General features: G+C 67.4%; 17 protein-coding genes. 3 read left to right on the forward strand and 14 right to left on the reverse strand.

Translation table 11 applies throughout. The features are described from left to right. Positions 1–15: 15 nt before the first annotated feature. From ACZ3KJ_RS31075 to ACZ3KJ_RS31090, 4 genes are read right to left on the reverse strand one after another with little or no spacing between them, the layout of a single operon-like run. Complete coding sequence (locus tag ACZ3KJ_RS31075; protein ID WP_467531855.1) at positions 16–642, reverse strand: hypothetical protein; 627 nt, start codon at positions 640–642, stop codon at positions 16–18. A gap of 41 nt (positions 643–683) precedes the next feature. Next, on the reverse strand, positions 684–2,258 hold the full coding sequence (locus tag ACZ3KJ_RS31080; protein WP_467531856.1) for a phage portal protein: 1,575 nt from the start codon (positions 2,256–2,258) through the stop codon (positions 684–686). Positions 2,259–2,270: 12 nt separating this feature from the next. Beyond that, a complete protein-coding gene (locus tag ACZ3KJ_RS31085) occupies positions 2,271–3,590 on the reverse strand; it encodes a PBSX family phage terminase large subunit (RefSeq protein WP_467531858.1) in 1,320 nt (439 codons plus the stop codon). Then, complete coding sequence (locus tag ACZ3KJ_RS31090; protein WP_467531859.1) at positions 3,568–4,086, reverse strand: hypothetical protein; 519 nt, start codon at positions 4,084–4,086, stop codon at positions 3,568–3,570. Before ACZ3KJ_RS31090 ends, ACZ3KJ_RS31085 begins: the two co-directional genes overlap by 23 nt. A 475-nt stretch (positions 4,087–4,561) precedes the next feature. On the opposite strand from ACZ3KJ_RS31090, the gene ACZ3KJ_RS31095 reads away from it, so the two are divergent. Next, positions 4,562–5,299, forward strand: coding sequence for a TRADD-N-associated membrane domain-containing protein (locus ACZ3KJ_RS31095; protein WP_467531861.1), 738 nt, complete (start codon positions 4,562–4,564; stop codon positions 5,297–5,299). Here the strand turns inward: ACZ3KJ_RS31095 and ACZ3KJ_RS31100 are convergent. The 4 genes from ACZ3KJ_RS31100 to ACZ3KJ_RS31115 form a co-directional block, all read right to left on the reverse strand. Continuing rightward, positions 5,294–5,482, reverse strand: coding sequence for a hypothetical protein (locus ACZ3KJ_RS31100; RefSeq protein WP_467531863.1), 189 nt, complete (start codon positions 5,480–5,482; stop codon positions 5,294–5,296). The genes ACZ3KJ_RS31095 and ACZ3KJ_RS31100 overlap by 6 nt on opposite strands. A gap of 50 nt (positions 5,483–5,532) precedes the next feature. Next, on the reverse strand, positions 5,533–5,748 hold the full coding sequence (locus tag ACZ3KJ_RS31105) for a helix-turn-helix domain-containing protein (RefSeq protein ID WP_467531865.1): 216 nt from the start codon (positions 5,746–5,748) through the stop codon (positions 5,533–5,535). A 129-nt stretch (positions 5,749–5,877) separates the two neighbouring features. Further along, positions 5,878–6,366 carry a hypothetical protein gene (locus tag ACZ3KJ_RS31110; RefSeq protein ID WP_467531866.1) on the reverse strand — a complete coding sequence of 163 codons (489 nt, stop codon included), beginning with the start codon at positions 6,364–6,366 and terminating at the stop codon, positions 5,878–5,880. A 1-nt stretch (position 6,367) separates the two neighbouring features. Next, a complete protein-coding gene (locus tag ACZ3KJ_RS31115; protein WP_467531868.1) occupies positions 6,368–7,060 on the reverse strand; it encodes a hypothetical protein in 693 nt (230 codons plus the stop codon). A gap of 344 nt (positions 7,061–7,404) precedes the next feature. Here ACZ3KJ_RS31115 and ACZ3KJ_RS31120 point away from each other — a divergent pair, with 344 nt between their 5' ends. Then, positions 7,405–7,941, forward strand: coding sequence for a hypothetical protein (locus tag ACZ3KJ_RS31120; protein WP_467531870.1), 537 nt, complete (start codon positions 7,405–7,407; stop codon positions 7,939–7,941). Between the two features lie 72 nt (positions 7,942–8,013). On the opposite strand, the gene ACZ3KJ_RS31125 is transcribed toward ACZ3KJ_RS31120, so the two are convergent. The 6 genes from ACZ3KJ_RS31125 to ACZ3KJ_RS31150 all read right to left on the reverse strand — a co-directional run bounded on the left by ACZ3KJ_RS31125 (position 8,014) and on the right by ACZ3KJ_RS31150 (position 11,340). Continuing rightward, the gene (locus ACZ3KJ_RS31125) at positions 8,014–8,616 is read right to left on the reverse strand and encodes a hypothetical protein (RefSeq protein ID WP_467531871.1); all 603 of its coding nucleotides are present in this window, start codon (positions 8,614–8,616) and stop codon (positions 8,014–8,016) included. 245 nt (positions 8,617–8,861) lie between these two features. Continuing rightward, complete coding sequence (locus ACZ3KJ_RS31130) at positions 8,862–9,524, reverse strand: hypothetical protein (RefSeq protein ID WP_467531872.1); 663 nt, start codon at positions 9,522–9,524, stop codon at positions 8,862–8,864. Between the two features lie 118 nt (positions 9,525–9,642). Continuing rightward, complete coding sequence (locus ACZ3KJ_RS31135; RefSeq protein ID WP_467531873.1) at positions 9,643–10,017, reverse strand: hypothetical protein; 375 nt, start codon at positions 10,015–10,017, stop codon at positions 9,643–9,645. After that, a complete protein-coding gene (locus tag ACZ3KJ_RS31140; protein ID WP_467531874.1) occupies positions 10,014–10,271 on the reverse strand; it encodes a hypothetical protein in 258 nt (85 codons plus the stop codon). Before ACZ3KJ_RS31140 ends, ACZ3KJ_RS31135 begins: the two co-directional genes overlap by 4 nt. Continuing rightward, complete coding sequence (locus ACZ3KJ_RS31145) at positions 10,268–10,531, reverse strand: helix-turn-helix domain-containing protein (RefSeq protein ID WP_467531876.1); 264 nt, start codon at positions 10,529–10,531, stop codon at positions 10,268–10,270. Before ACZ3KJ_RS31145 ends, ACZ3KJ_RS31140 begins: the two co-directional genes overlap by 4 nt. Further along, a complete protein-coding gene (locus tag ACZ3KJ_RS31150; RefSeq protein ID WP_467531877.1) occupies positions 10,531–11,340 on the reverse strand; it encodes a phage antirepressor N-terminal domain-containing protein in 810 nt (269 codons plus the stop codon). Before ACZ3KJ_RS31150 ends, ACZ3KJ_RS31145 begins: the two co-directional genes overlap by 1 nt. A 922-nt stretch (positions 11,341–12,262) precedes the next feature. Between ACZ3KJ_RS31150 and ACZ3KJ_RS31155 the strand changes: the two genes are divergently transcribed. Beyond that, positions 12,263–13,366, forward strand: coding sequence for a hypothetical protein (locus ACZ3KJ_RS31155; protein ID WP_467531879.1), 1,104 nt, complete (start codon positions 12,263–12,265; stop codon positions 13,364–13,366). The last annotated feature ends 13 nt before the right edge of the window (positions 13,367–13,379 follow it).

The following is a 13,379-nucleotide window of genomic DNA, read 5'->3' on the forward strand; positions in this document are numbered from 1 at the left end:
GGGTTCTTCCTTCGATCAGTTGCCGCGCATCCGTGCTGCGACGGCGTCGGCGAGGTTGATGGGCTTGCGGGCTCCTTCACCGCGCCCGGACATCTCCGTCCCGCTGCGAGCGGGAGGGGCGGGGGCGGTCTTGAGCTTCGGGTTCGACTCGACGGCTGCCTTGATGGCGTCGCCGACCTTCGCGGCGAAGTCCTCGGAGTCCGGGTCCAGGCCGTCTACCTGCTTCAGGAAGCCCCGGCTGTCCAGCAGGGCGTCCGCGTCGGCGCTGTGCTTCCCGGCCGCGCGGTACACGGCCAGCTCCACGGCGCTCTGACGGGCCTTGTCCTGGCTCGCGCTGAGCTGCTGAGCGAGCTTCTCGGGGTCGGCCTTGCCGTCGTCCAGCTCGATGCCCGCCTTCTGCGCGAGCTTGGCGAGCAGGTCCGCCTGCCGCTGGAGTTCGGAGTTCGTGGTCTTCGAGCGGTCCTCGTGCTTGCGGGCCTGGGCCTTCCACTTCTCGGCCTCGGCCTGCCAGTTCGTCTCGCTGCTCTTGGTGCCCTTGTCGTCCTTGCCGGACTCGGGCTGGGTCGTGCCTTCCGGAGATGTCGTGCCCTCCGGGGTGGTGCTGCTCTCCGCGCCCGTGCCGGGCTCTGCGGGTGTCGCCATGGTCGTGCTCTCCCTTGTCGGGTGGGGTTGCCCATGCGGGCTCAGCGGACCGCCAGGGCCTCGCTGACGTCTTCACGTGCGGAACCCTCGGGGCTCCTGCCGGGGCGCGCAGCGGGCTCCGGGGCCCTCGCGGGCGCCTGGGAAGGCTGCGGCTTGGCCTCGGCCTGCTCGGTCTTGATCCGCGCGACCTCTTCGAGGACCTGCTCCTCACGCCAGTCCGGGTTGAGCCGACGGACCTTCTCGAAGGTGGAGATGGCTCCCGCGCGGTTCAGCAGGTCGAGCTGCTCAGCGGTCTCACCCGGATCCGGGGCGACCAGGTCAGGGAACTCGACGTGCGGCTCCGCCGGAATCACCGAGGTCCCGAAGACGGCCCGGTCGATCTCCAGGAGTACCCCGAGAAGGTGCACCAGGGCGGGTCGCCAGTAGCTGGCCTTGTTCGCCCTGGTGGTGAGCGACTGTCGTTCCCGGGCCGCGATCTCCGTTGCTGTGGGGTTGCCGCCGCCCTCGCTTGTGACCCCGAAGGTCTGGAGGCTGTACCCGGCCCCGAGGATGATCCGCTCGGCCAGGTCGGCACAGAGCGCGCGATGCTCCTCCGTGCGGATGTTGAACTGGACCTGCTCGATGACCGAGCCCCTGTCCTCACCGGGGGCGAGGTTCAGCGGGGCGAACAGCTCACGGTCGATGTCGAAGTACCCGCCCTGGCCCTTGCCGAGGTTGTCGAGCACCTCCGTGCCGACGAGCAGCCGGGCCTTGCCCGTGCGCAGGTCCCGCATCCAGTCGCTGTAGGCCTCGTCCAGCGCGTCCATCAGCGCCTCGACGCCGGAGAAGTCCGAGCGGCCGAGGTGCGCGGCTGCGGGGAGATGGCGCCAGAGCTTGTTCGGCTTGAGGTTCGGCACGTACTGCGCGGTGAGCTTGAGCGTGCCCGTGGGGACGCCGTCACCGTCGACCACCAGATCCGCGAGACCGGCCGTCTCCGGGAAATCCGTCAGGGCCATCTGGGTGCCCAGCTCGTTCTGGGAGCCGACCCAGACGGAGTGCCGGATCCAGCCGGGCTCGTGGCGCTCAAGCCGGCGTACGACCGTGTTCGCGTCCTCGCGGATGACGTTCCAGAACGTGACGGCGCTCAGCCGGCCCCACTTCCACTCCGGGACCGCGATGTCGGGGGAGGCCGCGACCAGCCAGGGCTTGTCCTGGACACTCTGGTCCCAGACCACCCGCAGGTACACGCCTCCGAGGGCGGCACAGATCTCGGCGGCTTCCCTCAGCACGGCGTACGTCGTGTCGTCGGCGAGCTGGTCCAGGCGCTCCTGGGTCGCCTCGTCCTCCGCCGTGAGGTTCAGCGGCGACCCGAAGAGAAGGTTGGCGCTGGTGGCGGCGATGGCTCCCGCGAGCGGGACGTGGAGTTTGGAGGGCCGTTCCCCGATGGGAGTGGGTTGTCCCCAGAACCACCGACCCAGACGGGCCAGGAAACCCTTCCGTCGAACGGCGGGCCTGTCGTTGGGCGCGTTCAGGTACGCGTCCGCCAAACCTTCCGGAGTCCCGGCGTACCAGGCGCTCCAGATCCCCTGCTGGGCGAAGACATCGGCGAGTTCCGGAGGAGGCCATGCGGTAGCCATCTCAGACCCCCCTTACGCAGCTCGTTCGTCCTCGCGGTCTCCCTGCGAGAGCGGGATGTTGATCTGGGGGCGCCAGAGGTGCTGTGTGGTCTTGATGGCGTAGCGCAGGGCGTCCACACCGTGGTCGTTCTGCTTCAGGGGCGCGTCCTCGCCCTTCTCAGTGGCTCGGGGGTCCCAGGCGTAGCCGTCGATCTCCTTCAGCAGCTCCTTGCACGAGCTGTGGATGCGGAGCTTGTCGGCGGCGAAGAGCGCCATGAGGATGCGGATGCCGCTCAGGACCTTGTTGTGAGCCGGCCGGGGGCTCAGGCCGTCCAGTCGGAGCTGGGCGTGGAATGAGGCCGCGGAAGGGTCCACTGCCACGATGTCCGGCCGTATGCCGCGCTCTCGCGTCCCTGGGGGGCTCACGGAGCCCAGCCACTCACGCAGGCGCTCGGAGGCCTCCATGTCGGTGATCTGGCGCTGGGCCTTGCGCCCGTCGTACCGCCACTCCGCAGCCGCGTAGAGGCATCCGTCGCTGCCGAAGCCCACCAGGATCGCGTGGGTCGGGTTCGAGGTGCCGTAGTCGACGCCGAGGGAGAGCCACCGCGTGATCGGCGGCAGGATGTCTACCACGTGCCGGGACCGGTCGAACATGTCGAACACCGCACCCTCGGCCGCGCACCACTCGCCGAGGATGAACCGCCGGTAGAACAGGCCTTGGTGGCTGGCCTTGATGTCGGCGACGTACTCCGGCTCCAGGAGGGTGTTGTCGTCCAGCGCGAAGGAGAAGACCTTCATCGACCGCCGCTTCTCGGGGTCGTCGATGTACTTCTCTTTGAGCCAGTGGGTCGGCGCGTCCGGGTTCGTCGTGGCGAAGATCCGGGCTCCGGGGGCCCTCATACGGGTCCGGAGCATCTCCCAGAAGGTCTCCGGAAGCAGCGTGGCCTCGTCGACGTAGGCGCCGACGCAGGTCATGCCTCGGATCTTGGTCTCGGACTTGATGTCGTTCGCGCCGATCACGTGGACCGTGCGGCCGAAGATCTTCGCTGTAGTGGCGCCCTTGTTGGCCTCCACCTGGTCGGCCAGTTCCCCGAAGCGCTCCGGGTTCATCAGCGGGACAAGGGTGTTCTGGTACACGGTGTCCCGCGTCTTGCCGATCATCACCAGCTCGCCGGACGTGGAGGCGCTCTCCACGAACATCAGCCAGGCCCACAGGGAGGCGATCGTCTTGCCCGAGGAGACCGCACCCTCCCAGAGGGAGATCCTCCGGCTGGTCGTTCCGATGCTCAGGATCTGCTTGGGGCTGAAGTGCTCCAGGAGGAACTGGGTGCTACGAGCCGTACTCGTCGACATCGTCGACCCCCAGGTCCTGGGCAGCGACCGTCATGGCCTCGCCCAAGGTCCTCAGCAGGCCCTTGGCGTTCTCCCGTCCCTGGTCCCCCGCGTCGACCGCGAGGAGCCGCTCAGCGGCATCGGAGGCCGCCTTGGACGCCTGGAGGAGGTCCTTGGTCTCCCGGGCCGGAGGGAGGTCGACGAGCTGGGCCACGAACTCGCCCCGGCTGTCGAAGGTCTCGATCCGGTACTGGCCCATGGAGCGGATGGCGGCCAGTTCGGCGGCCTCCATGTACAGCTCCGTCAGACGCTGACGCCTGTCCGTCAGGTCGATCTGACGGGCCTCTACCGCTGCCCTCGTGGCGGAGCGGTCGAAGTCGAGTCCCAGGCGCCTGGCGTAGTTCGTGACGACGCCCACCGAGCGGCCCATCTGACGGGCGATCTCGTTGCGTCCCAACCCGTCAGCGTGGAGCTGACGAAGGCGGTCGAGTTCCTCGGGGGAGAGGGGCTGGGCCACGGCCGGCTCACCCCTCACGCGCGTGTGGTGACGGGTGACTGGTCAGGCACTGAGGGCTACCGAAGGGGCGACTCTCCAACTATCCTTGGAGTTGCTGTCCAACACCTGAACCCATCGGGGGGATGCGAACCAAGAAGAGCCAGGCATGTACCGCACATGCCGGGATCTTGGTCGCTGTGTTGGGCGGCGTTCGGGGTCCCGGAGAAAGGGACCTTCCGCAGTGGAAACCTTCAACGCGGCTCTTGGTGCAGCCGCCGCAGCCCTCGCGCTCGGAGCCGAGGTCTTCCGCTTCTGTCGTGACCGCCGGGACCAGAGGCGTTCCCAGGCGTCCGAGGAGGCCGAGGACGAGAGCTGAGTGAGTCGGCCGCCTGGCGCTCCGGGAAGGGGCGTCAGGCGGCAGGTCAGGGGCTGACGGCCGTCAGCATGTCCACGGAACCTGAGCCTTGTTTGCGGCAGATCTGGCATCGTGATGAGCGTGAGCGCTGACGCAGTTGTTACTCAGGTTGCTTTCTGGGCGGCCATTTTGGGTTTGCTGATCCTCGGGGGCCGATACATCGTCAAGGCCAGCAACCGCGCAGCCCAGGAGGTTGCTGAGGAGCGGACGCGCTTGCGTCAGGAAGTACTCGGTGAAGCTCCTACATCCGATGCTCACGTAGACATCACGCTGGTACCTGAAGAGGGTAGACCGAAAGACGACCAGAACGACGAGGCGGAGACGCGGTTCGCCAAACTGTTGATCGAGTACTACGCCTACGGGCTCACCCAGGCCCGTCGGAGTTTCAGCGTCAGCCTGACCTGCTCGATCCTGGGCGGTCTCGTCCTGATCTCCGGCATCGGCATGGCGATCTTCAGGGCTGAGACCACGGGGGACCAGTATGCCTCTGTTACGGCGAGCGTTGCCGGTCTCCTGATGACGGTCATCGGCACCTTGTTCCACCGGCGGGCAGACCTGGCACTGAAGCACATGGAGTCGCAGACCCAGTCGCTCCGGCAGGACATGAAGGTCGAGCGGGACGCCGGTCAGGCGATCCGGCTGCTGGAGGACGTGAAGGATCCGGCGCTCAAGGCACATCTCCAAGCCGCGCTGATCCTCAAGTTCTCCGCTGCCAAACTTCCCGAACTGGGCGGTGTCCTGAAGCCGGCCGGTCCTCTTCCGCAGGCGAGCGTCAACGGCACTGTGCCGCAGCAGCAGTCGGAGAGCCCGGCGTCATGACTTCCGGGGGCGGTTCTTCAGGTACCAGTCGAGGAAGCGCTCGCTGACACCCTTGCCCTCGCCGAAGTCCTCCTTGAGGACCTTCCACATGTACGTGCTGTCGTGTCCGGACGCGAAGGTGCTGTCCTCACCGATCTCGGTGTCGCAGCCGCAGAGGCAGACGTTGGGACCAGCGGTGCTCATCAGGGCCTCCTGGGCTTCCACGAGGGAACGGGATCCGTATCCTCTCGTGCTCAAGCGGCAACGCGGAAGCTCCGCCGGGGAGCGCGGGCCCGGGTGGCCTTCTCGGCCCTCGCGACGTCGATGTGTCGGAAGAGCTTCTGGCCTCGGTGGTCGAGGCCTTCGACTCTCAGATGACCCCGGCGTTCCCAGCTGTAGACCGTCACGACGCTGACGCCCGTCAGCTCGGCGGCCTCGCGGGCCGTCAGCCAGATCTCGTTGTCCTCCACTGAAGCCCTCCCGACACGCGAACGGCCCCGACGCCACTGGCGTCGGGGCCTGCACGAGGACGTACCTCGCCTGCTGTGTTCGATTATGCGGTCTTTCGTTAGGGAAAGCAAGTACCGTGTCGGCGGGCGTCATGACGGTTCTGGATAGTGCTCCCAGACCTCCCTGGGGAAAGGCTGTCGACGGAGCACGGTACCCATGACGGCGCGGAGGTCGCTGCTGATCGTTATGTACCTCGGTGGCCAGGCATCCGATTCGGCGATCGACTCAGCCCTGACGTAAATCTCCGCATGGACTCGGGAGAGGAAGTCCCGTACCTGCGGATCGTGGAACCTCAGTGCCTGCTCTTCCAGGGCGCGGTTCAGTCTTTCGATCGGCTCATGCCAGTGGTAGTACGCACTGGAGTTGCGATCCGGCACGCCCTCCTTGAAGTGGTCCTGGAGTTCGTAGCTCAGCCGTATGACCTCGTTGGCAGCCGCCTCGGCAAGGCCCAGTAGGTGTGTTCGTTCGGCCTCGCGGGCGGTCTTCCGCTGCTGCCAGATCACGGCCCCTGTGGAGAGCCCTGCACCCACTATGGCACCCGCGAGACCCATCACCGCCGCCAGCGTCTCTGCCTGCACGTCACTCTGCCCCAGGCGTCAGGGCCGGGTCTGCCGTCACGTCAGAACCGGGAACCTGCGGAGGGAGATGGCCGAGGGCCTCCTGAAGTTGGCGGGCCCGCTCCTGATCCTCTTCGTCCAGGCCGCCGTAATCGGCTTGCCGGGTGAGGTCTGCCAGCTCGGCTGTCATCCATTCGCGCCGGTAGTGCTCGATCGCCTCTGCGATGACAGGGGCCATGTCGCGCTTCTCCGGAACCTTCGACCCACGGACGAACAGTCCCAGGAACTTCAACGCCTCGGAGAGGAGAAGGTTGGTCTCCACCTCGTACTCCCGCCACTCGGGATCTCCGTACCACTCCTTGATCATTCGGAGCAGCATGAGGGCCTGTCCGCGCGTCTCCTTGTACGCGTCCGGCAACAGCATGATCGCGCTGTTGGCCGTGGCGATGAGCGTCTTGCGCTCTCGATTCCAGGTCGCTCGGGCCTCGTGCGTACCCCTGCCCAAGAAGGTCTGGGCTTCCAGATGTTCGCGGAGCCGAGAAAGAGTGTCGAAGGCCCGTTGGGCATTCGCCTGGGCCTGGGCCAGAGCGGTGGCCCTGCTGGCGCTGCGGGCCTGGAGCCACGAGCCGAGGATCGTGAAGGCCCCACCGGCCAGGGCGCCCAGCAGAGCGGCCCCGAACTCCATCGACCAGAGCTTGCCCAGAAGTTCATGCATGCCGATCATCATGACGAGGGAACCAGCTCGTATGGGACTGATTCCGTCAAGTCCTCAACGGCCGGCTCGCGCAGAACGCTGGACGCGTTCACTCCCCTGACAGGCGTCAAGCCGGGGCTTCCTGTCCTGCACGGTGGCCTCCACCCAACAGGGGTGCAGTCTCTTCACAGCTCGGCCACATGTACGATCGCGCGGCACTAGATGAGAGGGCTTCTACCTGCGGTGACGCCTGTTGGTAAGCCCTCCGGTACTTGATGGAGATCGTGTCCGTGGGCAGCAATAGCAACAGCGAGTCGGCACTGGGGTGCGGCGTTCTTGTGGTCGCCGCGATCATCTGGGCGATGGTGAGCCAGTGCAGTGGAGACGACGACAAGCCGGACTCCGCCCCGACGGCTAAGCCCAGCACTACCGCGAGCGCCTCAGCCGGCTCGCCGGAGCCCCTCGCACAGGAGTCGGACAAGGCGGTTAGTCCCGAGACGCAGAAGGTCACCCTGTCGCTCGCGGAGATCGCTGAGACCCCCAGCACCTTCGAACAGTTCAAGGAGTTCGTCGCCAAGCACGGGACCGCTGAGCAGAAGAAGGCCGTGCAGCACCTCAAGGGGTGGCGGGCCTACGAGCGCAAGCTGTTCCGTCCTGCCCTGGAAGTCAGCTCGGACTACCCGACCATCGACTACGAGGCCATAGACGGCGGCGACATGGTGGAGTTGGACAAGATGATGGGCCTGGAGAAGCAGTCCCAGTACATCGCCGAGGCCTTCGCGGCCTGGTGGGAGATCGATGAGACCGCCACTCTCCAGGTGTACGACCGTGGTGGCGAGTACACCGCTGGCTCCGCTTGTATCAGCCCCGACACCGTGGAGAATGAGGGCGCCTGCTCCTGACCCGTCACCCGCAAAGGAGCCCGGACCCGGAGGTGATCCTCCGACAGTCCTGGGCTCCCGTCACGACCACCGTCAGGCGGGCGGCAGTTCCTTAAGCTCCGGCTCCTCCTGCTCGACCCTCAGACGAACAGATCGCGCAGTCCCGTCAGAGCTGGCGAGTCCGGCGGCCTTCAACGCGTCAACGATGTGCTTGGTCGTCGGCCGCCTCCCGCCGAGAGAGTCGTAGAGCGCTCGGACGATCCGGTCCGCCGTGGGCTTCTGCGGGCTCCCGGAGACCTTCTCCGGCTCCGTGCTGACGCGGGCCGTCACGACCTCCGGGCGGGGCGTCGGAGCGGCGCTGACGGCCCTCTGCGGTGATGGTTGGAGGGCGGGTGCCCACTTCGGCGTCGGCGGCTTCCAGGGCGGCTCGGAGGTCCTGGTGACGTTCACCGTCACGGACTCGGGCTCGGCCGTCAGCGGGGGAGGGACGGGCTTCACGGTGCTGACGCTCGCCAGATGCAAGGTGTGCGCCGCGACCAGCGGGGGCACCGCGCTGACGGCCACCACGACAAGAGGCCCCTTGGTCATGTAACCGGCCGCGATCATGTGGGCGACCACCTGGGCTGCCATCGCCGTAAGTAGGCCCAGCACGGCGCCCACGTTGGCCTGACGGCGCTCCGGGCTGGACCTGGGCATGCTCCCGGCGATGGCCGCACCGACGGCCGCGTACAAGCTGAGGACCAACGGCATGACGCAGGCGAAGGCCGGGGACCAGCCGGCCAGCAGGGCGAGCCGGTACTCGCCAGGTGCCGACAGAGCTAAGGCGGCGGCCAGGACTGACGGGCGGCCGACTATGGCAGCGGTGCGGACCAACCAGCCGGGGACAGGGGAAGGCCCCGCGCCGCTGGGGGACGCGGGGCTCTCGCGGAGACTCACGAGCGTCAGGCCTCCTGGGGCGTGCTGACGGCCTCGTAGGCCTGCTGGACGAGCTGCCGGTAGTCCTGCTCGTCCAAGCGGACCGACGGGCACAGGGTGCACTCGGCCGCCCAGTCCCCGGGGTGGTGCCGGACCAGGGTCAGGCCGTCACACGACGGGCACGTGATGCCCCTCAACGGTTCCCGGCGGGGCTCCGTCAGGGTGATCTTCTGACAGGTCCTGACGAGGTCGTGGATCTCCTCGGAGAACTCCTTCACGAAGCCCCGCTCGAAGATCCACGGCAGGTGGGCCGTCAGCCGGGCCGTCATGGCTGTCACGTGGCGCCTGACGGGCGTCAGGCCCCGCTCGTCGGCGACGGCCTCACACCAGGTCGCCAGGGTCTCCAAGAAGGGCGCGGGGCCCACCTGGTCCTCGGCGTCCGTGACGGGCTGACGGCTCGCGGGGCCCAGCATGTTCAGGACCCTCTCGTCGCCCGGCGTGGGGGCGTGCAGACGCTTGGACGACCGTCCGTCCCCGCCCTCTCCCTGGAGCCGCTGACGGCTCAGGTGGAGCCAGGCGAACTGCTCGGGGAGCTGGGCGATCAACCCGCGGATCCGGGCCTGGCAGGAGACGCAGGTGCGGCTCTCGGAGGTCCGGTCGCACACCGCGCACACGGTGCTGTCGCTCATTGGCCCCTCCGCATCTCGCGCCGCAAGTCGCGAACGACGAGGGCGATCCAGCCGATGACGATCCCGGCGGCGATGACGTAGCAGAGGTGCCCGAGGCTGTGGGGGTTCGTCGGCATCGTCAGCCCTGCGCCTTCTGGAACTCGGCCCGGACGTCGCTCCAGTGGAACAGGTTGTCGATCATGAAGCCGCCGACGCCCTCGTCCAGCAGCTCGATCTCCACCGGCTCGATCTCGGGGTTCGGTACGGGCTCGTCATCCGCGTAAAGCCCCAGGAGGACGCTGGCCTGACTGGAGGTCACCAGGGGCTCCCCACAGAGGCCGTGGCCATGGTCGGCGCGGCAGACCCACAGCTCCCACACGGCTCCGGTGCCGAGCTGGAGGATGCGGCCGTCGCCGTGATTCACACCCATGACGCGGTGATGGCGCCAGGCGTCATTGGCGATCTCCGCCAACCGGTTTTCGATCATGGCGTTCAGGGCGGTGGCAGTGATCATCGGTGGATCTCCCCGTTGTTGTTCTGGTCGGCCTGGGCCCAAAAGTCGGCTATGGCTTGGTCTGCGGCCTCTCCGTGCAGCTCCACCAATCCCCTGTCGGTCTTCATGAAGATCCGGAGGGGGCGGACGGTCACGGTCTCGACGAGGTCGACGCCGTCGATGTGCTCGCGGACCTGGACCTGCTGGACCTTCCGCGAGTCGTAGGCGGCGACGTAGCGTGCCCAGGGGTCGTACTCGGTCTCGGTGGCGCTCATCGGCCCTCCTCCTTCGGGGCGGTGGCGGTCCAGACGTCGTCCTCGGTGGCGACCAGGCCGCGCTCGGTGAGGGCTCGGATCGCGCGGTAGACCACGGCCTTGTCCACCCCGAGGGTCCGGGCGATGGTGACCTTGCGCTGGCCGACCGGACGGTTGCGCAGGTGGGCCCAGACGAGCCGGGCGGACAGGACCAGGTCGGTGTCCCGGAGGACCCTGTCGAGCGCGGGGTCGATCGGGCGCGGGGTGTTGTTGGTCTCCATCAGGCGCCCCTCCGGAACTCGATCACGTGGCCGTCGATGACCTCGGTCGAGGTCGACGACGTCAGGGCCAGCCGGCTCGGGGCCCGGGAGATGGTGGCGTTGTGCTGGAGGCCCTCGGAGATGAGCCGGTCGACGAGTTCGTGGACCCGGTCCGGCCGGATGACTGCTCCGCCCCGCTCGTGACCGTTGGCGTCCACGTACCGGTCCTCGGGGAGTTGGAACCACCTGCTGCCCATGGCCGTGGGGTGACGGTGCTTGTAGCCGTCCCTCAGCTCACCCCGGGAGTTGATCCGGGACTTGCGCTGGTCGATCAGGTAGCCCCGGTCGTACAGGTGCCTGTCGAGCTGGCGCGGCGCGACGTCCCCGAAGAACGTGACCCGGAAGTCCGAAACGGTCATGCCGCGCGGACGGTTGAGCTGACGGGTGCCGCCCTCGCGGCGGAAGGCCACGCCAGTGGTCCAGTACGCCTCGACTGCGTCGGCGGTCTCGCTCTGGAACGCGACGAGGGTGGGACGGACCTCCGGCGCCACCCGGTTCTCGTTGACGGTGGCCAAGAGCATCAGGAGAGTCCGCACCGGGACGATGTCGACCTCTCGCGTCCGGGGGTCTCCCGGAAGACGCATTGCCTTCTGAGCAACGCATCCCCACGAACGGGACTTGAGCTTGCGGTACTGGGCCGCGTAGCTCAGACCGAGGGCCTCAACGGCCGGGCGGAGAACGATATGCGGCTTCTCGTCGTGCATGACGGTCAGCAGCGAGCCCACGGACAGAGTTACCTCGTCCGGAGATATGGGAGCGATGGTGGCCATCGGCGTCCCCTTTCGACTCTGTTGTGCTGGAGTGCTCCAGGGGGGCACCCAGCACAGGAGGCTTCCCCCGTGCGGGGTGCCTCCTGTGGAGTCGATATCGCCTTTCGCGATGTCCCTACATTACCACTCGGCAGGGGTCGATAACCACCTGTCGGAAGCCCTAGGCAGCTTCTCGTTGGGTTATGACTTTTCTCGGACTTTTCTTGGAGCGGGGACGTCTCCAAGAATTCTTGGAGTGAATGCAGACGCTCGCCAAGGTGTTACGCGCGTGCGTATCCTTGCCCGCAGACACGACGAAGCCCCCGGCTGGAACCGGGGGCGACGTCAGGCGGCTTCCTTTTTAAAAATGAAGCCGGGTTGGTCCGGGAGGGCCTTCAACCTCTCCGAACCGGCTGTCCCCACACACCTCGAAGCAGATGGGAACAACGTGAACTCTGTCGCCGATTCTACCGGCAACGACTTCCCGGGTCGAACCGCCCTCCAGGAATCCCCGGAGACGACCCTCCACGACACCCGTCGCGCCCTCCGGGCCGGGGTTGGCGTTCAGGAGTGCCGGGTCCACGCGGGCCTCGTCCTGCACGAGATGACCGGACTGGACGCCATCGAGGCCCACTCCGGTCTGGACCGGAAGACCCTGTACGGCCACTCGGAGAGGTCCGGTCGTCCCAGTCCCGGCATCCTTCCGGCCGAAGGCCAGTCCTCGGTCCTCTTGCGCTGTGCCACCCGTGGTGTCTGGAGCGAAGTGGAGGAGGAGCGTAGTCCCATGACCATCGAGCCGCTCCCCTTCGGCTCCCCTCGAAACTCGTCATCTGTCCCCCATCAATCATCTGATGAGAGTTCTTCGAACTCTCTCTCTGAGAAGGGCCTGGAGGCCCTGAAGGAGAAGGAGAAGAAGGATCTTGAAACCAGTAATGGGGGACAGATGACGAGTTCGTCTGAGGCCCCCTGGATCGAGGAGTACGCCGCTCTCCTGGACCCGGGCAACGACCTGTGGCGGAACCGGCCGTACGGCAACCAGAAGCCCCTGGGAGATGCGGGCTGGGCCATCGCCATGGTCTGGGGCTTCGAGCCCGTCCAGGTCCCGCTGGAGGTCATCCAGGCCGTCCTGGGCAAGAGCGCCCAGCAGACCCAGCGCATCGTGGACGGGCTCGGCTTCGAGCGGACCAAGGGCCGGGGTGCCGTCGTCATCGTGGACCTCTCGTTCTACGTCTCCGAGGCGTGTGAGGAGGGCCGGGTGTACGAGAAGGGCCTCCGGGCCGGGCTGAAGCTCACGGCGGCCCACCGTAAGCGCCAGGACGCCGGGCGCCGGGGGACCCGTGCCGGGTACGCGGCCCTCCGGGTGCACCAGCACCGGGAGCTGGTGGCCCAGGCGATCGAGGACCCCGAGTGGCGGCGGAAGGTCCTGGAGTACTCCGAGGAGCGCCTGGCGAAGGCCCTGGAGTCCTGGATGACCCAGCACGACGGACAGCTCCCCGAGTGGGCCCTCGCGGTCTTCGGAGCCCTGCGGGCACACAAGGACCGTTTGGATGTCGCGGCGACCTTCTCCGACGCCATCGCCGAGGCCGAGACCGAAGAGCACAAGCAGGACCTCGCCCGGCACAAGGCCCGTCTGGTGGACGCCGAGTCGGTGGATTACGTCCGGATGTGGCTGGAGCCGGTCCAGGTCCCGGACACTCCAGAAGCCCTGGTCGTCGAGGTTGCCGACCTCGGCAAGCTGGAGCCGCTGAAGGTCCCGAAGCCGCCGACCCCCGAGGAGTTGGCCGCCATGCGGGCCCGCATCTCCAAGCAGGACCGGACGCCGAAGGCCCCCGATGTCCTCCCGGCCACCCAGCCGGCTCAGGCCGAGGACGAGACCGAGGACGACTTCAAGCTCCGCGTCCTGTGCGAGGGCAACCCGCGGATCTTCGAGTCCGTGTTCGGCCGCCTGCCGAACCAGGAGGCCGTCGTGGATGCCAGGACCCAGGCCCGCATCGACAAAGCCCGTAGGCGGCGTGAGAGGGCCTCCCGAGTCGCCACCCCGAGCTGACGGAGTAGGAGAG

Source organism: Streptomyces sp. NPDC003248, assembly GCF_055563235.1.

Excerpts from the sequence above, each read along its gene's own strand:
- ACZ3KJ_RS31155 (WP_467531879.1), top strand. The coding sequence starts at position 12,263 with ATGACGAGTTCGTCTGAGGCCCCCTGGATCGAGGAGTACGCCGCTCTC.
- ACZ3KJ_RS31150 (WP_467531877.1), bottom strand. The coding sequence starts at position 11,340 with ATGGCCACCATCGCTCCCATATCTCCGGACGAGGTAACTCTGTCCGTG.
- ACZ3KJ_RS31145 (WP_467531876.1), bottom strand. The coding sequence starts at position 10,531 with ATGGAGACCAACAACACCCCGCGCCCGATCGACCCCGCGCTCGACAGG.
- ACZ3KJ_RS31140 (WP_467531874.1), bottom strand. The coding sequence starts at position 10,271 with ATGAGCGCCACCGAGACCGAGTACGACCCCTGGGCACGCTACGTCGCC.
- ACZ3KJ_RS31075 (WP_467531855.1), bottom strand. The coding sequence starts at position 642 with ATGGCGACACCCGCAGAGCCCGGCACGGGCGCGGAGAGCAGCACCACC.
- ACZ3KJ_RS31130 (WP_467531872.1), bottom strand. The coding sequence starts at position 9,524 with ATGAGCGACAGCACCGTGTGCGCGGTGTGCGACCGGACCTCCGAGAGC.
- ACZ3KJ_RS31080 (WP_467531856.1), bottom strand. The coding sequence starts at position 2,258 with ATGGCTACCGCATGGCCTCCTCCGGAACTCGCCGATGTCTTCGCCCAG.
- ACZ3KJ_RS31135 (WP_467531873.1), bottom strand. The coding sequence starts at position 10,017 with ATGATCACTGCCACCGCCCTGAACGCCATGATCGAAAACCGGTTGGCG.
- ACZ3KJ_RS31100 (WP_467531863.1), bottom strand. The coding sequence starts at position 5,482 with ATGAGCACCGCTGGTCCCAACGTCTGCCTCTGCGGCTGCGACACCGAG.
- ACZ3KJ_RS31085 (WP_467531858.1), bottom strand. The coding sequence starts at position 3,590 with ATGTCGACGAGTACGGCTCGTAGCACCCAGTTCCTCCTGGAGCACTTC.
- ACZ3KJ_RS31125 (WP_467531871.1), bottom strand. The coding sequence starts at position 8,616 with ATGCCCAGGTCCAGCCCGGAGCGCCGTCAGGCCAACGTGGGCGCCGTG.
- ACZ3KJ_RS31115 (WP_467531868.1), bottom strand. The coding sequence starts at position 7,060 with ATGCATGAACTTCTGGGCAAGCTCTGGTCGATGGAGTTCGGGGCCGCT.